This is a genomic window from Promicromonospora sp. NPDC023805, from assembly GCF_040639635.1.
Classification (GTDB): Bacteria; Actinomycetota; Actinomycetes; order Actinomycetales; family Cellulomonadaceae; genus Promicromonospora.
The window spans coordinates 106,997-127,059 of the sequence record NZ_JBFAAH010000008.1; the positions used below are offsets into that span (position 1 = coordinate 106,997).

17 protein-coding genes and 1 pseudogene are annotated in these 20,063 nt (G+C 69.8%); 6 read left to right on the forward strand and 12 right to left on the reverse strand.

Annotated features, from left to right (window positions below):
• Window positions 1-4 precede the first annotated feature (4 nt).
• Entirely contained in the window at window positions 5-814 is an 810-nt protein-coding gene (locus AB0F70_RS10610; protein ID WP_357447334.1) for a CPBP family intramembrane glutamic endopeptidase, read from the forward strand.
• 1,971 nt (window positions 815-2,785) lie between these two features.
• Here AB0F70_RS10610 and AB0F70_RS10615 read toward each other — a convergent pair.
• The 10 genes and pseudogenes from AB0F70_RS10615 to AB0F70_RS10660 all read right to left on the reverse strand — a co-directional run.
• Window positions 2,786-3,928: pseudogene (locus tag AB0F70_RS10615) on the reverse strand (BTAD domain-containing putative transcriptional regulator); the annotation flags it as partial.
• Between the two features lie 31 nt (window positions 3,929-3,959).
• Window positions 3,960-4,730 (reverse strand): MerR family transcriptional regulator, encoded by a 771-nt coding sequence (locus tag AB0F70_RS10620; protein WP_357447336.1) that lies wholly within the window; start codon window positions 4,728-4,730, stop codon window positions 3,960-3,962.
• Window positions 4,731-4,745: 15 nt separating this feature from the next.
• The gene (locus AB0F70_RS10625) at window positions 4,746-5,507 is read right to left on the reverse strand and encodes an ABC transporter permease (RefSeq protein WP_357447337.1); all 762 of its coding nucleotides are present in this window, start codon (window positions 5,505-5,507) and stop codon (window positions 4,746-4,748) included.
• Window positions 5,504-6,340, reverse strand: a complete 837-nt coding sequence (locus tag AB0F70_RS10630; RefSeq protein ID WP_357447339.1) for an ATP-binding cassette domain-containing protein — start codon at window positions 6,338-6,340, stop codon at window positions 5,504-5,506. Before AB0F70_RS10630 ends, AB0F70_RS10625 begins: the two co-directional genes overlap by 4 nt.
• Before the next feature lie 83 nt (window positions 6,341-6,423).
• Entirely contained in the window at window positions 6,424-9,057 is a 2,634-nt protein-coding gene (locus AB0F70_RS10635) for a beta-galactosidase (protein WP_357447342.1), read from the reverse strand.
• The gene (locus tag AB0F70_RS10640) at window positions 9,054-9,719 is read right to left on the reverse strand and encodes a YesL family protein (protein WP_357447345.1); all 666 of its coding nucleotides are present in this window, start codon (window positions 9,717-9,719) and stop codon (window positions 9,054-9,056) included. The genes AB0F70_RS10635 and AB0F70_RS10640 overlap by 4 nt, the downstream gene beginning before the upstream one ends.
• A 104-nt stretch (window positions 9,720-9,823) precedes the next feature.
• Entirely contained in the window at window positions 9,824-11,326 is a 1,503-nt protein-coding gene (locus AB0F70_RS10645; protein WP_357447348.1) for an extracellular solute-binding protein, read from the reverse strand.
• Between the two features lie 124 nt (window positions 11,327-11,450).
• Window positions 11,451-12,371, reverse strand: coding sequence for a carbohydrate ABC transporter permease (locus tag AB0F70_RS10650; protein ID WP_357447351.1), 921 nt, complete (start codon window positions 12,369-12,371; stop codon window positions 11,451-11,453).
• Between the two features lie 30 nt (window positions 12,372-12,401).
• A complete protein-coding gene (locus tag AB0F70_RS10655; RefSeq protein ID WP_357447355.1) occupies window positions 12,402-13,373 on the reverse strand; it encodes an ABC transporter permease subunit in 972 nt (323 codons plus the stop codon).
• Window positions 13,374-13,601: 228 nt separating this feature from the next.
• On the reverse strand, window positions 13,602-14,375 hold the full coding sequence (locus AB0F70_RS10660) for an alpha/beta hydrolase (RefSeq protein WP_357447358.1): 774 nt from the start codon (window positions 14,373-14,375) through the stop codon (window positions 13,602-13,604).
• Window positions 14,376-14,689: 314 nt separating this feature from the next.
• On the opposite strand from AB0F70_RS10660, the gene AB0F70_RS10665 reads away from it, so the two are divergent.
• Window positions 14,690-15,499: an SDR family oxidoreductase gene (locus AB0F70_RS10665; RefSeq protein WP_357447361.1), complete on the forward strand. Its 810-nt coding sequence runs from the start codon at window positions 14,690-14,692 to the stop codon at window positions 15,497-15,499.
• A gap of 18 nt (window positions 15,500-15,517) precedes the next feature.
• Here AB0F70_RS10665 and AB0F70_RS10670 read toward each other — a convergent pair whose 3' ends face one another.
• On the reverse strand, window positions 15,518-15,820 hold the full coding sequence (locus AB0F70_RS10670) for a helix-turn-helix transcriptional regulator (RefSeq protein ID WP_357447364.1): 303 nt from the start codon (window positions 15,818-15,820) through the stop codon (window positions 15,518-15,520).
• A 67-nt stretch (window positions 15,821-15,887) separates the two neighbouring features.
• Here AB0F70_RS10670 and map point away from each other — a divergent pair, with 67 nt between their 5' ends.
• Window positions 15,888-16,664 (forward strand): type I methionyl aminopeptidase, encoded by a 777-nt coding sequence (gene map / locus AB0F70_RS10675; protein ID WP_357447367.1) that lies wholly within the window; start codon window positions 15,888-15,890, stop codon window positions 16,662-16,664.
• 88 nt (window positions 16,665-16,752) lie between these two features.
• On the opposite strand, the gene AB0F70_RS10680 is transcribed toward map, so the two are convergent.
• Window positions 16,753-17,628 carry an alpha/beta hydrolase gene (locus AB0F70_RS10680; RefSeq protein ID WP_357447370.1) on the reverse strand — a complete coding sequence of 292 codons (876 nt, stop codon included), beginning with the start codon at window positions 17,626-17,628 and terminating at the stop codon, window positions 16,753-16,755.
• Between the two features lie 120 nt (window positions 17,629-17,748).
• Here AB0F70_RS10680 and AB0F70_RS10685 point away from each other — a divergent pair, with 120 nt between their 5' ends.
• From AB0F70_RS10685 to AB0F70_RS10695, 3 genes are read left to right on the forward strand one after another with little or no spacing between them, the layout of a single operon-like run.
• Window positions 17,749-18,357 carry a TetR/AcrR family transcriptional regulator gene (locus AB0F70_RS10685; protein ID WP_357447373.1) on the forward strand — a complete coding sequence of 203 codons (609 nt, stop codon included), beginning with the start codon at window positions 17,749-17,751 and terminating at the stop codon, window positions 18,355-18,357.
• Between the two features lie 46 nt (window positions 18,358-18,403).
• Complete coding sequence (locus AB0F70_RS10690) at window positions 18,404-19,234, forward strand: alpha/beta hydrolase (protein WP_357447376.1); 831 nt, start codon at window positions 18,404-18,406, stop codon at window positions 19,232-19,234.
• Window positions 19,231-20,016: a MerR family transcriptional regulator gene (locus AB0F70_RS10695; protein ID WP_357447379.1), complete on the forward strand. Its 786-nt coding sequence runs from the start codon at window positions 19,231-19,233 to the stop codon at window positions 20,014-20,016. The genes AB0F70_RS10690 and AB0F70_RS10695 overlap by 4 nt, the downstream gene beginning before the upstream one ends.
• Window positions 20,017-20,063 lie beyond the last annotated feature (47 nt).

Below are 20,063 nucleotides of genomic sequence, written 5' to 3' on the forward strand. Positions count from 1 at the left end.
CGGCATGGAGAACACACAAGGCCTCGCAGCCTCCGCACCAGAGACCCGATCGAACCGGATGGTCGATCTGCTGCTCGCCGACCGCCATTCGCTGCCGCTGTCCATAGCGCTCCACCTCGTACCCGGCGTCCTGATCGTCGCCGTCTACCTCGCCCTCGCCCAGCCTCTGGTCCGGGCCCTCGACCTCCCGTCGTTCCTGGGCTGGGCGATCGCGCTGACCGTCGTGCTCTTCCCGCTCCAGCTCGGCCTGCTCTGGCTGGGCCGACGCCGGACCGGGCGGTACTCGCTGCGTGGCGTGCTGGGCTACCTGGACAAGCCCGTGCCGCGCGGCAGGCTCGTGGCGATGGTCGCGGGGCTCATCGTGTGGTTCGTCGCGGTCTCGAGCGCGCTCACCGCCCTGGACGCCGTCGTCTTCGAGGCGTTCTTCACGTGGCTCCCGTTCGACGACGTCGGCGCGAGCGCCACCACCTACCTCGACGGGAACAGCCGCACGGTCATGATCATCGTCCTGGCAGCGTCCATCCCCTTCACCGGGTTCTCGCTCCCGCTCATCGAGGAGTACTACTTCCGTGGGTTCCTGATGCCCCGGCTGGAGCACCTGGGCGCATGGGCCCCGGTGCTCAGCACCGTCCTCTTCTCGCTGTACCACCTCTGGTCACCGTGGGTGTTCCTGTCCCGCGTCATCTTCTTCTTCCCCGGGCCCTGGTTCGTCTGGAAGAAGCGGGACCTCCGCCTGTCGATCGGGATGCACGTCGGCACGACCCTCCTGCTGTCGACGTTCGGCACCCTGGCCCTGATCCTTGGCCTCATCTAGCAGTACCGCGACCAGCCGCTCCCAGCCCGTCTGCGCACCCACCCGTGCCGCCTCGGCGAACCCGTCGGAGCCGAGGCGACTCCGCGCCACCTTCTCGATCCGGGCCAGGTCCGGGTCGGCTCGGTCCGGCAGCCCGCGCACCTCGGTTCCGGCCCCGAGCAGCCGTGCGGCCTCCTCGGGGCGCCCGAACCGCAGCGCGAGGTCCGCGAGCCCGACGAGGCTCTGCGCGAGCATCGGCGCGTACCCCGCCTCGGCGGCGGCCCGGCAGGCCGCGGCTCGATGCGCGCGGGCCTCGCCGAGGTCTTCGGCGAGGTAGCCGAGCTGGTGGTGCGTCACCGCGCTGAGATTCGCCGCCCCGTCGCCCAGCCGCGTCAGCACGAGATCGAGCTGCCGTCGAGCCTCCTCGACGTCGCCGGCCCACCGTGCGAGCTCCGCCTTGGCAAGGGCCACCTCCACCAGCGCCTCCGGCCACGTGACCCGCTCCGCGAGCCGCGCGGCCTCGGCTATCGCCGCAGCGCTCGCGTCCTCGTCGCCCAGCAGCCGGTACAGCCGCGCCTGCCCCGACCGCATCCGGATGACGTCCTCGACGGCGCCGACCTCGGCCACTACCGCCACCGCCTGCTCGTAGTACCCGGATGCCGCGGCGAAGTCGCCGCGCGTCGCTACCCGGTCCGCCAGCTCGGTCAGGGCGAAGGAGATCCCGAACCGCTCACCCAGCGCCCGGAACTCGGCGAGCGCCTGCTCGAGGTAGGCGTCGGCGTCCTGTCCGGGACGGCCGAGCACCACCCGCATCTTGCCGAGCTGCAGCCGGCCCAGCGCCCGCGCCCAGGGGTCGTCGTTGTCCAGCACCGACTCCCACGCGCTCAGGGGATCGTACCCCTGCAGCATGCGCTCCAGGGGTACGACCAGCCCCAGCAGCGGGCTGTGGGGTCCGTCGCGCAGGCTGATCTCGTAGGCCTTGTGGATCCAGTCCGCTGCCTGCCGCTCGTCGGCGGCGCGCCCGGAGCTCGCGAACATCACGACGAGCGAGTAGACGGCGGCCCGGGTCCGGTCGTCGACCTCGCCGGGCAGCTCGGCGGCCGCGGTGATGAGCTCAAGGCCCTCGGTCTTGTGCCCGCTGAGCCACCAGTACCAGCCGGCCCCGGCCGCGAGCCGCATCGCGGCGCGCGCCTCGCCCGCTGCGACCGCACCGCGCATCGCGGCGCCGATGTTGTCGTGCTCGCCCGCGAGCGTGGTGAGCCCTTGCAGCTGCTCGGGCCGGCGCAGCTGCGGCTCGGTGCTCTCGGTCAGCTCGACGAACCAGTCCAGGTGCGCCCGGCGGGCCAGGTCCGACTCGCCCGCCTCCGCGAGGCGTTGTGCCGCGTACTCCTTGATCGTGCCGAGCATCCGGTAGCGCGGGCTGCCGTCAGCGTCGGTGTCGGCGATCAGCAGCGACTTCTCGGTCAGGGCCGTGAGCAGGTCGAGCACCTGTTCCTCCCCGGCAGCCTCGCCGGCACAGACCCGCTCGGCCGCGTCCAGGCTCGCCCCGCCGACGAACACCGACAGCCTGCGCAGGACCGTTCGTTCGGCGTCGGTCAGCAGCTCCCAGCTCCAGTCGACCATCGCGCGCAGCGTGCGATGCCGGGGCAGCGCGGTGCGGCTGCCGCCGGTCAGCACCCGGAACCTGTCGTCGAGCCGGTCGGCGAGCTGGTCGACGGACATCGTGCGCAGCCGGGTCGCGGCCAGCTCGATCGCCAGGGGCATCCCGTCCAGCAACCGGCAGATGCGGGCCATGGTCGCCAGCGTCGCGGCATCGACCGCGAGGTCCTGGCGGGCCGCCCTCGCCCGCTCGCGCAGCAGCCGGACGGCCGGTGCGGACTCGATCTCACCGAGATCGGCGTCCGGCGCCGGCAGGTCCAGCGGGAGCACCGGCCACAGCGCCTCGCCGGTGATGCCGAGCGGCTCCCTGCTCGTCGCCAGGATCCGCAGCCGCCGGCACTCCCCGAGGAGGCGGTGGGCGAACGCCGCTGCCTGCTCAATGACGTGCTCGCAGTTGTCCAGGACCAGGACCATCTCCCGCTCACGGAGCGCGGCGACGAGCCGTTCGACCGGTTCCAGGTCCGTCGCCTCGCCGAGCAGCGTGTCCCGCAGGCCGAGGCCGGCGAGCGCCGCCTGGGGGACGTCGCCGTCGCTGCCGACGACCGCGAGCTCGACCAGCCAGACGCCGTCCGGGAGGTCGTCGACCAGCGTGCGGGCGGCCTCCGTGGCCAGCCTGGTCTTCCCCGCACCACCCGGCCCGGTCAGGGTGGTCAGCCGGTGCTCGCCGACCATGGCGCGGACCGCTGCGACGTCGGCCTCCTTGCCGACGTAGCTGGTCAGCTCGGCACGCAGGTTGGTTCTCCGGCTCTCGTCCCGCCGTCCGACCTCGCCGCGCAGCAGCGCGACGTGCAGCGCGGACAGCTCGGGCGAGGGGTCGACGCCGAGCCCGTCGGCCAGGGCCGCTCCCGTGCGCTGGTAGACGAGCAGCGCGTCCGTGTCGCGGCCGGCGGCGGCGAGCCCCCGCATCAGGGCGGCGACGAGCCGTTCGCGCAGCGGGTGGGCTGCTACCAGATCCGTCAGGTCCGGGACCAGGTCGGCACCGTGGCCCAGGCTGATCTCCGCGTCGAAGCGGTCCTCCAGGGCGGTCAGGTGCAGCCCTTCGAGCCGGGTGACCGCTGCGTCGAACGCCGCGCTGCCCTCCAGGTCGACGTCCTGCATGGCCTTCCCGCGCCACAGCAGCAGCGCCTCGCGCAACAGCTGCACCCGCCGTGGACCGTCGGCGGCGCGCGCCCGGTCCACGAGACGCTCGAACCGCAGCGCGTCGACGGCGTCGGGAGCCAGCAGCAGCCGGTAGCCGCTCGGCTGTCCCTCGATCGAGCCGTCCGGCAGCACCTTCCGCAGGCGGGAGACCAGGCGCTGCAGGGCATTCGTCGCGTCGGACGGCGGCTGCTCGCCCCAGATCCAGTCGACGAGCGTCGCCTTCTGGACCGTGCGGCCGGCGTCGAGCGCAAGGGCGATCAGGAGCGCCCGCAGCCGCGAGCCAGGCACCTCGGCGAGGACGCCGTCGTCCAAGCGCACCTCGAGCGTCCCGATCATCCCGATCTGCACCGGGCAATTCTGCCACGGGCTACCTCTGCGGCACCTGCTCGATCCGGGTCCAGCCCGTCCAGCCGCGCTCCTCCAGCAGCTCGATGACCCGCCTGCCGCCCGGCGACTCGGCCGGCAGCGCGTCCAGCAGGTCCACGAACGGCTGGTCGAGGCCGTCGTCGTCGGCCCCGACCACCTCGCCGGCCTCGATGGCCCGACGCGCGAGCCGCTCCATGACGTCGACGAGCTCGACGATCCGCGAGTCGTCGGCCGGCCAGTGGAGGGCCTCGGTGATCAGCTTGTAGAGCTGCACCATGTCGGGGTCGTCAAGCTGCCTGTGCTTCATCGCCATCACGGCATCGATCTCGTCCGGTATGCGGGCGGCCATCATGATCCAGGCGTCCCGCTCGAGCACGATGTACTGCTCCTCGACCCCGAGGCCACGCAGCCGGTCGAGATAGTCCAGGACGCTCTGCGGGAGCGCGAGGCTCTCGCCGGCCGCCAGCCTGGCGATCCGCTTGCGGTGCTCCCGCAGCCGCCGCATCTCGGCGCGCAGCTCCGTGTCGATCTCCTCGACGGCGCGGGCGAACTCCTCCAGGGAGGCGTCGAGCAGCTCCTGCACCCTGGCCAGGGGTACTCCGGCCTCGGCGAGGGTACGGATCCGGATCAGCCGGACCAGCGTGGCGGCGTCGTACGACCGGTAGCCGGAGTGGTCCCGCTCCGGCTCCGGAAGCAGCCCGATCTGGTGATAGTGCCGCACCGCGCGCACCGTCACCCCGGCGTACGACGCCACCTGGCCGATCGTCAGCATGCTGTTCAGCGTGCCCTACGAGATGTTGCGGCGGTAGGCGGCCATGGCGAAGTAGTACGTGACCACGAGGATGCCGACGCACCAGCCCAGGGCGACCCAGATGTCGGTACCGACCGGCTGCTGGGCCAGGAGGGCGCGGATCGTGTCGACGATGGAGGTGACGGGCTGGTTCTCGGCGAACCACCCCACAGGGCCGGGCATGGTCTCGGTCGGCACGAAGGCCGAGCTGAGGAAGGGCAGGAAGATGAGCGGGTAGGAGAAGAAGCTCGCGCCGTCGACGGACTTCGCGGTGAGCCCGGGGATGACGGCGAGCCAGGTCAGCGCGAGCGTGAACAGGACAAGGATGCCCGCGACGGCGAGCCAGGCCGGGAGGCCCGCGCCGGATCGGAAGCCCATCAGGAGCGCGACCAGGATCACGACGGCGATCGAGACGAGGTTGGCGACCATCGAGGTCAGCACGTGCGCCCACAGGACCGACGACCGGGCGATGGGCATCGACTGGAACCGCTCGAAGATCCCGCCCTGCATGTCCATGAAGAGCCGGAACGCGGTGTAGGCGATGCCTGAGGCGACGGTGATGATCAGGATGCCGGGCAGCAGGTAGTTGACGTAGCTGTCCGTGCCGGTCTCGATCGCACCCCCGAAGACGTAGACGAACATCAGCATCATCGCGATCGGGGTGACCGCGGTGGTGAGGATAGTGTCCATGCTGCGCAGGATGTGGGTCAGGGAACGCCCGGTCAGGACGCCGGTGTCGCTGAAGAAGTGGCTGGTCATCGCTTGTCCTCGCTGCTCGTGCCGTTGCCTGCGGCGGCACCGTCGCCGCCGACTATGGCGAAGAAGACGTCCTCCAGGGTGGGCTGCTTCTCCACGTACTCGACCTCGGCCGGAGGCAGCAGCGCCTTGAGCTCGGCGAGCGTTCCGTCGACGATGATGCGGCCCTGGTGCAGGATCGCTATCCGGTCGGCGAGCTGCTCCGCCTCGTCGAGGTGCTGGGTGGTGAGCAGGACCGTCGTTCCGCCGTCGGCCAGCTTCTTGACGGTGCGCCAGACCTCGACGCGCGCCTCGGGGTCGAGGCCCGTCGTCGGCTCGTCGAGGAAGATGACCGAGGGGTCACCGATCAAGCTCATCGCGATGTCGAGACGGCGGCGCATGCCGCCGGAGTACGTGGCGGCCCTGCGGCTACCGGCCTCGGTCAGGGAGAAGCGGGCGAGCAGGTCGTCGGCGATCTTGCCGGGGTTGTTCAGGTGCCGCAGCTTGGCGACCAGGACCAGGTTCTCCCGGCCGGTGAGGATCTCGTCGACGGCGGCGAACTGGCCGGTCAGGCTGATCGACTCGCGCACCTCGGCGGCGTGGGTCGCGACGTCGTACCCGTTCACGCTCGCGCTGCCGCCGTCGGCCTTGAGCAGGGTCGACAGGATCTTGATAACCGTGGTCTTGCCCGCGCCGTTGGAGCCGAGCAGGGCGAAGATGCTGCCGCGCTCGACCTGGAAGTCCACGCCCTTCAGGACGAGCAGGTCCTTGTACGACTTCTCCAGCCCGTGCACGTGGATCGCGGGTGCTCCCGCGCCGGCTCCGGGACTCGTTCCGATGTCCGTTCGTGTGTTCATGCGATGAGGATGCGGGGTTGACCCTGCGTCAGGGTCAACCCCGCATCGAGGTTATTTCCGCGGCCTTGTCTCCGCGGCCGGGCTCAGCCCTGGGTCGCGGTGAGGCGCACACCTGCGAGGACCGACGCCTCGGCCCCGCGCGTGGCGCGGACCAGGAGTCGGACCGTCCTGTCGTTCCACGCGGCCGGCAGCCACAGCCGACCGGGGTCGCCGCCCGTGAAGCGCGGCCGTGCCGGGTCGTCGAGCCATACCCGGCCCAGCAGCTCCCCGCCGGCGAACGCGCTGACCCGCACCTGTGCGCCCTCGAACCCGAGCGACAGCCCGCCGGACGGCACCGTCGCCTCGAACCATCGCTCCTCGCCGGGCGCCAGCTCCAGCGGCAGGGCGGCGGACTCCCCCGCGGCGACCGCCTGCGACAGGTCGAGGATCACCTCGTCGGGCTGAGCCTCCACGTCCCAGCCGCTGACCGGTTCCAGGCGCAACAGCTCGGCGGCCAGTCCGGCTCCCGGCTGGTGCGGCACGGTGATCGCGACCGCGCGCCCCGCACCCGGGGCCAGGTGCAGCCAGGGGTCGTCCTCGGTCACGGTGTGCGCCACGCCGTCCACGCTCACCTGGACCGACCCCGCCACCCCGGCCAGGCGGAGCGCGTGGTGGTGCGCATCGCCTGCGTCGTCATCTATGGCGAGGCCGCGCGAGTAGGTGGTCGGCTCCCCGACGCGGGTGCTGCTCCAGCCGGCGAGCGTGCGCAGCGGCGCCGGCTCGCCCGGCCAGCCGCCCGCCGCGCTCACGCGCCACAGTGCGGACACGTCGGACCGGCCGACGACAGTCCACACCCTGCCGAGCCCGCGCAGCGACCCCAGGCGCAGCGCCGGGAGGCGGACGTCGTCGAAGTTCGCATGCCCCCAGGTCTCGACAGTCGCGTCGAGGCGCGCGGCCCCGGCCACCGGCAGCAGGAACGTGGCACCGAAGCCCGCGATCGTGGGGAGCGCCGCCCCGTCGAGGGCGAGGTCGACGATGTCGGACGCACCCTCGACCAGTAGCTCGTCCGCCCCGTCGAGGTCTGTCGAGTAGTGCGTGCGACCGCGGTACACACCCATCGCCTCCGACGACGGCGGCACGTCGTGCCGCGTGGTGTGCCCGGTGCGGGCCGGAAGGCTCAGCTCGGTCAGGGCCGTAAACGGCGGATGCTCGGTTGTCGCCTCGTCCGCGGCGGCTCCGCCGTCGGACGGTGCGTCCACGTCCACGTCCACGTCCGCGTCCACGTCCGCGGGATGGCGGACGACGACCGCCCACGCAACGCCGTCGACCCCTGCCTCGATTCGCGTCCGGACCGGGGCGCCGGGTGCGGGTGCGTCCAGCTCGACCAGCACCGGCCGCCCGCCCGGGGCCTCCAGCACGACGACGCTCGCGCCGGTCGTCGCCAGCACTATCCCGTCCGGTCCGGCGCCGACGAGGTCGGCGCTCGCCAGGCGCAGGGTCCCCGGCAGCCCGAACCGGTCCAGCGGCAGGTCCCGCAGCACCAGCAGGCACGACGCGGCGGGCAGCGGCACCGCCACCTCGGGTCCGCCGAACCACGCAGGGAAGGCGGCGGTCCCGGCGTCGTCGGTCAGGTTCGGGATGCCGATCAGCTCGCCCCCGCCGTCGAGCACCAGCCTGGACGGCGAGGCGCTGGTGGCGACGTCGACCCGGAAGGCGCCGTCGGCGGACGCGGTGGTGGACCGGGCGAGCGCGGGCCCGAGGGTGCGCAGCACGCGCGCGAGAACGCGGGCCTCGGCCATCTCGGGGCGGGGCGCGCCGACGGGGTCGAGGTACCCGCCGAAGTCGTAGTCGTGGGACATGAAGCCACCCGGGTCGCCCCAGTTGCCCACCGAGGGCGTGTAGCCGAAGTCGAATCCGGAGGCCTGGAGGTAGGGCGCGATGACCTTCGCGCCGCTGACCAGCAGCCTGCGCAGCGTCGCGTGCCGACGGTTGGTCTCCATGACCAGCAGCGGCTCGCCGCGGCCGGCGACGAGGTCGGCGTACTGCCGCACCTCGGCCTCGACGAACGGCGACAGGTCGTCGGGGTAGAAGTTGAACGCGGGAGTGATGCCGTCGACTCCCCCGGTGGCCCCCGCGAGGTCGCCCTGCCCGGCGCAGGCCACGACGGGCACGGTGATGCCGTGACTGACCGTCAGGTCGTGCAGCCGGGTCAGGTACGCGGGCCGGTCAGCGGTGTCGAAGAAGTCGAGCTCGTTCTCCACCTGGACCGCGACGACGGCGCCGCCCCGGTCGCGCTGCCGGGCCGCGAGCAGCGGCAGCACCTGGTCGAACCAGGCCTCGACGTGCCGCAGGTAGCGCGGCTCGGCCTGCCGCAGCGCCAGTCCGTCCTCGAGGGTCAACCACGCGGGCAGCGCGCCGCCGTCCCACTCGGAGCAGATATACGGGCCGGGCCGCGCGATGACACCGAGCCCGGCGTCGCGGGCCAGGTCGAGGAACTCGCCGACGTCGCGGCGCCCGGTGAAGTCCCACCGGCCCGGCGCGGTCTCGTGGAAGTTCCACGGGACGTAGACGTCCACGAGCGTGTAGCCGGACGCCGCCACCTGGGCCAGGCGGTCCGCCCAGGCCTCGCGCGGCACCCTGAAGTAGAACAGCGAGGCGCACAGGTGCACCTGCTCGGTGCCGTCGAGCACGAGCCCGGAGGGGCGCAGGCCCACGGTGGCGTCCGTCTGCGTCGTCATCTCGTACCTTCGCTCTCGGCGGGTTCGTTGGTGGGTTCGGTGATGTACGTGCGGAAGATCCTCGTGAACAGGACGGCGTTCACGACGGCGATCCCCGCGAACCCGATGAGGAACCAGAGCAGCCCGTACACCGCCACCCTGGGGTAGAAGACGGTGATGACGACGGGGAGCGCGGTGACCGCGGCGATCGCCAGGGACCCGAAGAGGTGCCGGAGCGACATCAGGCGCGAGTTGTTCAGCACTTCCAGGACGGTGTTCTCGAACGTCGCGTTGTACGGGAAGACGTACAGCGTCGCCAGCACGAACCGGAACGCGACGAGGTAGAACACCACCAGCAGGACGATCCGGACGATGACGGGGACGTCGAGGTTGTCGACGACCACGTACCAGGCCGCCAGGACCAGGGCGAGGAACACGACGGCCAGCCCCAGGAGCGTCGCCTGCTTGAAGTTCTTCCGGAACGACCGGAGGTAGTCGCTCGCCACCGACGTGCCCTCGCCGGACACGATCTTCAGGGCGGTGTAGTTCAGGGCGGTCAGCGCGGCACCGATCGTCACGACCGGGATCGCCGTCGCGATGAAGACGAGGTTGAGGATCATCACGTCCGCGACCTTGTCCAGGAACCGCAGGAGCGGTGAGTCCGGGTGGAAGATCTTGCTCACGATCGCCCTGTCTCCTTGATGTGGCCGGTGGTACGGCTGTCGGTGGTCGAGCTTGTCGAGACCCGTGTCCCGACAAGCTCGACCACCGATGACCAGTCCGAGGACTAGCCCTGGGTCTCCGCCCAGGCGTCCAGGTCTCCCTGGACGGCCTCCCTCGCGTCGTCGTAGCCCGCGGCCTCAAGCTCCGCGCGCATGTCCGCGATGGCGGCGGCCGGGTCCTCGAACTTGCCGTACTGGAGCTGCGGGATGTACTCGGAGAGCACGCCGCCCATGGCAGCCAGGTAGGGGTCGATCAGGTCCTTGTTCACGATGAGGGTCGTGTACGGGTAGTCCTTCGCCACCGCGTCGAGCCCGTCGTAGATCTCCTGCTTGTTCGGCGCGTCGGTGACCCGGTCCGGCTCGAACTCGTCCATCCGGCCGCCCCAGAAGTTCGACCCCAGGGCGTCGGTGGTCTCGTCCCAGCCCTCGGGACGGTCCAGCTTGCCGTCGTCCGTCATGACGTAGTCGGTGCCCTCGATGCCGTAGTTGAGGAGCGTGTAGATCTCCTCGTCGTTGCGCAGGACGTCGTAGACCTCCAGTGCCTTCTCGGGGTTGCCCGAGGTGGCGTTCACCGCCATGGCCCCGTGCGTGGGGATGTCCCGGAAGAAGTTCCCGTTCTCCTGGCCCCAGTAGAAGAACTTCGGGTCGGACCCGGGCTGCTTCTTGGTCATGTTGTCGACGATCGCGCTGACGAACGTCGACGCGTGGTGCTGGTCCGCGCCGGAGAGGCCCGCGTAGAACTGCTCCCGCGTCTGGCCGTCGTAGTTCAGCGCGTCCTCGCGCCAGACACCGATGTCGTTCCACTCCTTGGCCAGCTCGGCAGCCTCCAGCAGCTCGTCACCCTCCATGTACCAGGAGGTCACCGTGTTGGGGTCGGCCTCGGTGGTCTGGAACGGGAAGTAGTTGCCCGCGGTGATCTGCTGGATCGTCTGGTTGTCGGTGTGCCCCTGGAGGTACCCCGTCAGCGCGGCGTCGATGGACAGCGAGACGTCCCAGGGGTAGGCCTCCGGCTTGTTCTCCTTGACCCACTCGAAGTAGGTGGTGAAGTCCTCGAACTTCGTGATCGTGCCGTCCTCGAAGCCCGCCTCCGTCGCCCAGTCGCCACGGTAGAAGAACCCGTGGTTGGTCCACTGGGTGTAGTTGTCCTCGGGGATGAAGAAGATCTCCCCGTCGAGCGTCGCGTTCTCCCAGTTCCCGTTCGCCTCGACCTGCTCCCACGTCCGCGGGGCGTGCTCCTGGAGCATCTCCTCCGAGAGCGGCAGGAAGGCGCCCTTCTCCGAGTTCTCCCAGGCGAACAGCCAGTCCGTGGCGGTGGTGATCAGGTCGATGCTGTCGTCGCCGGAGAGGAGCTGGGTGTTGTACTGCGTCTGCCAGTCGGCCCACTCCACGTAGTAGAAGTCCAGGGTGGCGTTCGCCTCCTCGATCAGGCGCGGGTTCAGCTCTTCCAGCATGGCCTCCAGGCGGCCGTTCTCCGGCTTGTCGCCCAGGACCAGCATGGTGATCTCGGTCGGTTCGCCGGAGTCGGATCCGCCAGCCGGACCGCAGGCGGCCAGTGTTGCTGTGCTCATGGCCAGGGCGAGCGTTGCCGCTCCGACCCTCGCGAAAGACTTTCTCATCGTTGAGACTCCCTCGAATCGTTGTTCGTGCTGCAGATGTTCTTGCGAATGTTTCAAACGGTCATGAAAGCGGGCGTCAGCCCTTCACGGCGCCGACAGTGATGCCGGAGACGAAATACTTCTGGACAAAGGGGTACAGGAGCACGATCGGCCCGGTGGCGACGACGGCGCTCGCCATCTTCAGGGTGTTGCTCGGCAGGTCGGTGATGCTGACGTTCGAGCCGGCCACCGAGTTTCTGAGCGCGTTCGCGGTGTTGATGATGTTGTACAGGTGGTACTGGAGCGGTTTGAACTCCACGGTGCTGCCCAGATACAGCGACGAGAGATACCACTCGTTCCAGTACCCCAGCGCCAGGAACAGGCCGAGAGTGGCCAGCGCCGGCTTCATCATGGGGAGCGCGAGCTGCAGGAAGATCCGGAAGTCGCCCGCGCCGTCGACCTTTCCGGACTCGATGATCTCGTAGGGCATGGAGCGCGCGAAGTTCTTCATCAGGATGATGAGCCACGGGGTCATCAGGAGCTGGAGGAATACCGCCAGATAGCTTCCCTTGAGCCCGAGATCACGCGCCACCCAGAGGTAGGTGGGCGCCAGACCCGCGGAGAAGAGGGTAGTGAAGTAGATGAAGAACGAGATCCAGTTCCGGAAGGGGAAGTCGCGCCGCTGGAGGGCGTACCCGGTCATCGCGATGATGAACAGCCCGAGCGCCGTACCGCACACGGTCATCAGGATCGTCACGACGTATGAGCCGATGATCTGCCGGGGCGCCCGGAAGATGTACTCGTAGGCCGCGAACGTGAACTCGTTGGGCAGCAGGCCGAACCCGTCCCTCATGATCGCGCCCTCACTGGAGAAGGACGCGGAGACGATGAGGATGAAGGGCAGCGCACAGAACGCCGTGAAGAGCGTGACCGTGAAGTAGGAGATACCCCGCAGCACGTAGTCGCTCTTGTCGAGCCTGACCTTCCTCGGCCGCTTCACTGCGACGACGTGACTCATCACGCCCCCTCTCTGTCAGAACGGCGCAGGTTAGAACAGCGCATAGTCCTTGTTGATCCTTCGGACGATCCAGTTGGCCAGCATCACGAGGGCGAACCCGAACAGGGACTGGTAGAGCCCCACGGCCGTCGACGAGGTGAAGTTGTTCTGCGAGAGGATCATGCGGTAGACGGACGTCTCGATGATGTCGGTGGTGGCGAACAGGGCAGCGTTGTTGCCCACCAGGTTCCAGAACAGCCCGAAGTTGCCGTGCATGATCCCGCCGAGCGAGAACAGCAGAAGGATGATGAACGTGGGTTTCAGGCTCGGCAGGATGATGTAGCGGATGCGCTGCCAGGCCGAGGCCCCGTCGATGGCCGCGGCCTCGAACAACGAGTTGTCGATGCTCATGATCGCCGCGAAGTAGACGATCGATCCGTAGCCGGTGCTCTGCCAGAGCTGGAACAGGATGATGATGATCGGCCACAGGCCCGCCGTGCTGTAGATCTTGACCGGGTCGCCGCCCGTCTGCTCGATCAGCGCGTTGATCGCGCCGGTGTCGAAGTTGAGCAGGTTGAACGCGATGACGCCGACCAGGACCACCGAGATGAAGTACGGCAGGAACATGATGGCCTGGCTGATCTTCTTGAAGTACTTCGACCTGATCTCGTTCAGCATGATCGCCAGCGCGATCTGCAGCATGTTGCCCAGGATGATGAAGGCCAGGTTGTAGAGCAGCGTGTTCCGCGTGAGCTGCCACAGCTGCCCGGACTGGATGAGGAACTCGAAGTTCCGCATCCCCACGAACTCGCTGCCGAAGATCCCGTCGCGGTAGTTGAAGCTCGTGAAGGCGATCCACACGCCAGGGAGCGGACCGTAGCTGAAGACTATGAAGAACACGATCGCCGGAAGGCACATGAGGAGCAGCACCTTGTTGCGGGCGATGCTCTTCAGCAGCGACTTCGGCTTCTTCACCGTCAGCTTCTCGGACTGGACGACCGGCCCTGTCAGCGTGACTGCCATAGCCATCGCCGTTCAGCCGGTTCGACGACCGGAATCTCTGTCATACGCCACTCTCCGTTGAAGGCCCGCTGAGCATCGTTGCCCGTATGTTAACGATAACAAGTTAACGTGAACATGAGAGTAGGACGCACGCCTCCGTCCGGTCAAGCACTGGAAATCACGGTTCCGTAACGGTGGAACGTATGCCGCGAAAAGTGCTGGACGCCCGCGGCAGCCGCGTCTGGGGGCCTATCCGGCGGCTGACGGAGTCTCGGCGTCGCCGTCGAGGTAGCCGCGCAGGATCTCGGACCACGCGTCGAAGCCGTCGAGATGGGCATCGTGACTGGCGCCGGGAATGTCGGCGCGCCTGGTGCCGGGCCGACGTCGGACGAGCTCGTCCTTCTCCTCGTCCGTGAACATGCCGTGCTCCGCGAAGACCACCAGGGTGGGCGTCGCGAGGTTCTCCCACTCGGTCCAACGCGGAGCGTGCACGGCGGCGATCGCCGTCCGCATGACATCGGGGTCGAACCGTGGGTACAGACCTCGAGCCGTGGCTCGGAGGTCGTCGATCCAGGCATCGGCCAACGGAGACGTGCCGAGGAAAGCGCGGGCCGTGTCGACGTCGGCGAACGGTGTGGGCCAGGACGCGAAGTAGTCGCCGAGCTTGCGGGCTTCCTCGGGGCGGTCGTCGCCGGCGACGTGGCCCTCGAGCAGCACGAGCCTGTCGACCAGATCGGGCCGGGTCGCCGCGGTGAGAAACGCCGTGTGAGCACCCATCGACTGGCCGACCAGCCTGACCGGCTGACCATGAAGGACGCCCTCGACAACGGCCACTACGTCGCCCACGAAGGCCTCGCGCCGGAGATCTGCGGGCCGGCGCGTGCTGCGCCCGTGCCCTCGCTGGTCGATCAGGAGGACACGGAACCGGTCGGCCAGCGCGTGTGCTGTGGGCAGCAGCTCCCGGAAGCTGCCCGCCAATCCGTGCAGCAGCAACACTGGCGGGCCCTCGCCGCCGCTGTCCATGACGAAGATGGACGTATCTCCTCGTTGAACCCGCACCTCAGTGGTCACCAAGCCCCCGGCCGGTCCCCGACGGGCCCGGTCAGATCGCGCAGGACGTACGCGACCGGGCTCTCCCACGCGGAGGTGACTGTTCGCTTCAGACGGTCGATCTCGGTCAACGGCATCATCGACGGACAGCCTCACGGGCTCCGGCCGGGGACGGCAACGGAATAGTCGGCTCCCGGTCCGCCGCCTGGAAGCCGTGCGATGAGTTTCCCCAGCACCCGTCGTCGTACCTGAGCCGGCCACCACCACCGAACACCTGGAGAACAGCCATGAGTGGACTGCTGCTCGAGAACAAGAACGCCGTGATCTACGGCGGCGGGGGTGCCATCGGCGGCGCCGTCGCGCGGGTCTTCGCCAGGGAGGGTGCACGGGTGTTCATCGCCGGACGGACGCAGGCGAAGCTCGACGCGGTGGCGCGCGACATCACTGCCGCAGGCGGGAAGGTCGAGACGGCGGTGGTCGACGCCTTCGACCCGGAAGCGGTCGAGCGCCACGCCGACGCCGTCGCCGCGACGGCCGGCCACATCGACGTCGCGCTCAATGCCGTGAGTGTCATGCACGACCAGGGGACGCCGCTCGCGGACCTCTCGCTGGAGGAGTTCATGCGGCCGATCGACGGGTTCCTGCGCACGCTCTTCATCACGAGCAAGGCAGTGGCGCGGCACATGGGCGGCGACCGCCCCGGCGTCATCCTCAACCTGTCCGAGCCAGGTGCGAAGCTGGCGGTCGAGGGCATCCTCGGCCACGGCGTGAGCGCGGCCGGCAAGGAGGCGTTCTCGCGCGTGCTGGCCGCGGAGCTGGCCCCCAGCAACATCCGTGTCCTCACCATCCGGCCGCACGCCGTCGTGGACGCGGTCGCCGCGGGCTCCTACACCAAGGACGTCTTCGCGCCGTCCGCGAAGGCGGCCGGCCAGTCGATCGAGGAGCTGCTGGACGACGCGATGCAGCACGGGACGCTGCTCAAGCGGCTACCGACACTCGCCGACGTCGCGGAGACTGCCGCCTTCTTGGCCTCGGACCGCGCCGGGGCCATGACCGGGACGGTGGTGAACCTGACCGGCGGCGCGCTGGTCGACTGAGGGGTCCCCAAAGTCCGGCTACGACGCCAGCCACTCCCGCGCGTTACGACCGGCCCTCGCGGAGCCGACGCCGTCGTCGGCCGGGTTCATCTCTGCCCACACCGCGTCGAGGGAGAGCCCGAGGACCTCCGCGATCGCCGCGACCGTCGGGAAGGCGGGGGTCGCGACGCGGCCCGACTCGATCTTCCGGAGGGTTTCCGGGGAGACGCGGGCGTCGAGCGCGACCTCGAGCATCGAACGCTCGCCCCTCGCGCGACGCAAAAGGGCGCCGAGACGCTGTCCGCGTTCGACCTCCGCGGGTGTGAGCGGCAACCTGACCATGCTCCCGATCATAGTACCGGGATACTATGGCCGGGATAGTTATTGGAAGACGTGCGAAGGGCACCACATGATCGAGATCTTGAACCCCACCGAGCTGGTCCGGGCGAGGGGCGCGGGCACCCTGGTCGGCACCATCCTGCAGACGCTGCGCGAGCGGTGCGTGGTCGGCACGAACCTGCTGGACGTCGACCGGTGGACCAAGGCGATGATCGTCGACGCCGGTGCGCAGTCCTGCTACGTCGACTACGCGCCGTCGTTCGGGCGCGGGCCTTTCGGCCACTACATCTGCACGGCCGTCAACGACGCCGTCCTCCACGGGATGCCGCACGACTACCGGCTCGCCGACGGCGACCTGCTGACCCTCGACCTCGCCGTCTCGCTGGACGGCATCGCAGCGGACTCGGCGATCAGCTTCATCGTCGGCGACACCAGGCCCGCCGAGAGCGTCGCCATGATCGACACGACCGAACGCGCGCTGCGAGCCGGGATAGCCGTCGCCCGCCCCGGGGCTCGCATCGGTGACATCTCCGACGCCATCGGCACGGTGCTCAGTGCGGACGGATACCCGATCAACGTCGAGTTCGGCGGGCACGGCATCGGATCGACGATGCACCAGGACCCGCACATCCCGAACACGGGGCGGCCGGGCCGCGGGTACAAGCTGCGGCCCGGGCTGCTGCTCGCGCTGGAGCCCTGGGTCATGACGGACACCGACGAGCTGGTCACCGACGCCGACGGGTGGACCCTCCGCAGCGCGACGGGCTGCCGGACGGCGCACAGCGAGCACACCATCGCGATCACCGAGGACGGGGCGGAGATCCTCACGCTCCCGAAGCCGGCGTAGCCCTCTTCGCTGGTCGAGCTTGTCGAGACCTCGGTGGGCCTCGACAAGCTCGACCAGCGAGAGCGGCTCGACCAGCTGAGCCCGTCCCTTAGTACGGGCAGGTGCTGCGGTACTCGCTGATCGTCGTGCTCGTGGACGGCGCCGGGCACAGGAACTGGTCGTAGCGCAGGTCGTCGTCGACGAAGCGCTTGAGCCAGGAGATGCTGTACTTGGCGATGGGCGTGTTGTCCGTGTTCGGCGCGAAGTGGCTGGCACCCCGCAGCTCCAGGTACGCCTTGTCGGCGCCGCTGGGGAGGGACTGGTAGAACGGCTCCGCATGCGAGCGTACGGAGGCGACCGAGTCGTTCTCCGCGCCGACGATCAAGGTCGGCGTGCTGACCTCTGGCCACGTCTTGTCGGTGTTCCACGGCGTGAGCGGGATAGCCGCCTGCAGCGACGGCCGGTCCTTGGCCGCCTCGAGCGATCCCCCGCCACCCATCGAGTGGCCCATGACGGCCAGCCGGCCGGCGTCGATCCGGCTGCTGACCACGCTGCGCGTCGTCAGGTAGTCCAGCGCCCGCAGGAGCTGGTCCCCACGCGAGGACGGCTGGTCCGAGGTGCTGTTCGTGTCGATGGTGAAGACGACGAACCCCTGCGACGCGAGCCGCGGGCCGAGCCAGGCCATGCTCGACTGGCTGGCCGTGTAGCCGGGTGCGACCGCCACCGCTCCGAACGTGCCCTCGGCGGTGCTGGTCGGGTAGTAGATGGTGCCGCCGCCGAAACCGGTGACGGCAAGACGCGAGACGCTCACGTCGGCGACGGCGAACGAACCACGGCGAGCCTCGATGCTCGCCACGGTCGGATCGGGACCACGTTCGTACGGGTTGTCGGCGGCCTGTGCGACCGGCAGGCCCACGACGGCGGTGCCGGCGAGCAGCAGCCCGGTCACGAGCGCTGCACCAGCCTTGCGGATGCGATGCCTCATGAATCGCCCCTTCGAGATCGGTGAGACAACTACTGACCGGACCGACGATAAAGTAGCTCTACCACTCGGTCAAGACATTCTTGAGATTGATGCACAGCGGTCGTTGATTAGGGTCGGACCGTGAATGAGCACGTGGACGGCCGCAAGCTGCGCTTCGAACATCGCCGTGGGGAGGTCCTGCGCGCCGCGACCGAGCACGCGCTCGACCACGGCCTGGCCGGCCTGTCGCTGCGCAAGGTGGCCCAGACGGTCGGCGTCAGCCACGCGACGCTGGTGCACCACTTCTCGACCAAGGACTACCTGGTCGCCGCGATCGTCGACCTGGTCATCGCCCAGACGCTCGCGCTGCCCGACCTGGCCGACGACGACCCGGAACCGCTGGAGACCATCTGGCGCCGGGCGACGTCGGACACGGGGCGCCGCTACATCCGGCTGTTCACCGCGATCACGGGGCACGCCATGCACGACAACCCGAAGCTGCGTGACGCCGTGGCACGGTCGATACAGCAGCGGACGGCCCTGCTGGCCGCGGGCCTGGTGCGGCACGGCTGTCCGGAGCCGCAGGCCTCCGCGCTGGCGACGTCGCTGCTCTCGACGCTGCGCGGGCTGCTCGTCGACCTGCTGGTCACCGACGACGAGGAGCGCGTCCGGGCGGCGTTCGAGGACCTGGCCGCTGAGCTGGACCGACGCAGCGCGGGCTGGCAGCCGCCGGCCGGAAAACACGTCTGATGGCAGGCCTTGACCTTGACCCGAGGTCAACGTGGAGGCTCGTCGCATGAGCAACCTCGACACGAACTCACCCCGTCCGAACAGCGCCTCGTGGACCGGAATGGTCCCCGTCGACGACACGGAGCTGGCCGTCACCGACTCCGGCGGCCCCGGCATCCCCGTGATCTACCTCAACGGCTCCTATGCCTCGCAGCGGCACTGGAAGCGCGTGATCGCCGATCTCGGCAGCGGCTACCGGCACATCAGCTTCGACGAGCGTGCCCGCGGCCGGTCGAAGCAGTCGGCGGACTACTCGTTCGAGGTCTGCGTCCGCGACATCGACGCGGTCCTCGTGGCGCGGGGCGTCGAGAGCGCCCTGCTCGTGGGCTGGTCCTACGGCGCGCTGCTCGCGGTGCACTGGGCGAGCCGCAACCCGGAGCGCACCCTGGGCGTCGTGGGGGTCGACGGCCCGTACCCGGTCGGCTGGACCGACGAGGCCGGGCACGCCGAGATCCGCAAGGTGTTCGACCGGATGAAGCCGATGATGCCGCTGGCCCGCATGCTCGGCCTGGCCGGGCGGTTCTCCGCCGAGCTGCACGCCGAGCTCGCCATCGAGGCCCACCACCTGCACGCCGCCCTCGGCCCGACGCTGGCGGACCTGACCGTCCCGACGCGGTACGTCGTCGCCTCCGGGGAGGCCCTGGGCAGCCGCGACGACCTGCAGGAACAGATGCGCAAGGCCGTCGACCCCCTGCTGGCCGGCAACCCGAACCTGCGGATCAGCGCCAAGGTCTCCAGCAACCACGGCAGCATCCTGCGCAAGGACTCCCCCGCCGTCGCCGATGCCGTGCGCGAGCTCGCCGCCGCCCCGCGAGCGCAGGGCATGCTGGGGCGATGAGCGGACGGACGGCGGGCGGCATCACCATCGGCCAGGCAGCAGCGTTCGCCGGGGTCACCATCAAGACCGTGCGGCACTATCACAAGCTCGGTCTGGTCGAGGAGCCGGACCGGGACAGCTCCGGGTACCGCCGGTACGGGTCGGACGACCTGCTGCGGCTGGTCCAGGTCCGGACGCTGGCGGCGGCCGGCGTCCCGCTCGCCGACATCGGCACCCTGCTCGACGCCGACGCCGAGCGGTTCGCCGTGGCGCTCACCGACGTCGAGCAGCAGCTCACCGACCGGATCGAGGACCTGATCACCCGGCGGGACACGCTGCACCGGCTCGCCGACGACCGGGCGCTGCTCCCCGACCGCGCCTGCGCGGTGCTCGACCGGATGCGTGAGCTCGGCCTCAGCCCCGACTACGTCGCCGGCCAGCGCGAGGCGCTGGTGCTGTTCCGGGCGCTGGTGCCGGAGGGCTTCGACAGCTTCGTGACCCAGCTCGAGCACCGGCTGGACGACCCGGAGTTCGTCGACCTGACCCAGCGCAGCTGGGACGCGCTGTCGTGGGACCCGGACGACCCGCGGGTCGAGGAGCTGGCGTCCGCGCTCGCCGACAACCTGCTGGCCAAGCCCGAGCTGCTCGCGATGCCCGCAGGGTTCCGGGCCCAGCCCGACACGGCTACGCGGTACGGGATGGTCAACACCCACGGCCAGGAGGAGTGGCCGACGTCGGCCCGGCTGACCGCGCTCGTCGAGGCGAGGCTGCGCGCCGCGGGGGTGCGGGTACCCCACCAGTGACCGCGGCCCGGCCGCTGCGGCCGGGCCGCGCCGACCAACCCGCGATC

What these genes read in the sequence shown, in the direction of transcription:
- AB0F70_RS10670 (WP_357447364.1), bottom strand. Translation starts at nt 15,820, where the DNA reads ATGGTCAGGTTGCCGCTCACACCCGCGGAGGTCGAACGCGGACAGCGT.
- AB0F70_RS10665 (WP_357447361.1), top strand. Translation starts at nt 14,690, where the DNA reads ATGAGTGGACTGCTGCTCGAGAACAAGAACGCCGTGATCTACGGCGGC.
- AB0F70_RS10650 (WP_357447351.1), bottom strand. Translation starts at nt 12,371, where the DNA reads ATGAGTCACGTCGTCGCAGTGAAGCGGCCGAGGAAGGTCAGGCTCGAC.
- AB0F70_RS10620 (WP_357447336.1), bottom strand. Translation starts at nt 4,730, where the DNA reads ATGCTGACGATCGGCCAGGTGGCGTCGTACGCCGGGGTGACGGTGCGC.
- AB0F70_RS10630 (WP_357447339.1), bottom strand. Translation starts at nt 6,340, where the DNA reads ATGAACACACGAACGGACATCGGAACGAGTCCCGGAGCCGGCGCGGGA.
- AB0F70_RS10635 (WP_357447342.1), bottom strand. Translation starts at nt 9,057, where the DNA reads ATGACGACGCAGACGGACGCCACCGTGGGCCTGCGCCCCTCCGGGCTC.
- AB0F70_RS10655 (WP_357447355.1), bottom strand. Translation starts at nt 13,373, where the DNA reads ATGGCAGTCACGCTGACAGGGCCGGTCGTCCAGTCCGAGAAGCTGACG.
- AB0F70_RS10625 (WP_357447337.1), bottom strand. Translation starts at nt 5,507, where the DNA reads ATGACCAGCCACTTCTTCAGCGACACCGGCGTCCTGACCGGGCGTTCC.
- AB0F70_RS10680 (WP_357447370.1), bottom strand. Translation starts at nt 17,628, where the DNA reads ATGAGGCATCGCATCCGCAAGGCTGGTGCAGCGCTCGTGACCGGGCTG.
- AB0F70_RS10690 (WP_357447376.1), top strand. Translation starts at nt 18,404, where the DNA reads ATGAGCAACCTCGACACGAACTCACCCCGTCCGAACAGCGCCTCGTGG.
- map (WP_357447367.1), top strand. Translation starts at nt 15,888, where the DNA reads ATGATCGAGATCTTGAACCCCACCGAGCTGGTCCGGGCGAGGGGCGCG.
- AB0F70_RS10645 (WP_357447348.1), bottom strand. Translation starts at nt 11,326, where the DNA reads ATGAGCACAGCAACACTGGCCGCCTGCGGTCCGGCTGGCGGATCCGAC.
- AB0F70_RS10610 (WP_357447334.1), top strand. Translation starts at nt 5, where the DNA reads ATGGAGAACACACAAGGCCTCGCAGCCTCCGCACCAGAGACCCGATCG.
- AB0F70_RS10695 (WP_357447379.1), top strand. Translation starts at nt 19,231, where the DNA reads ATGAGCGGACGGACGGCGGGCGGCATCACCATCGGCCAGGCAGCAGCG.
- AB0F70_RS10660 (WP_357447358.1), bottom strand. Translation starts at nt 14,375, where the DNA reads ATGGACAGCGGCGGCGAGGGCCCGCCAGTGTTGCTGCTGCACGGATTG.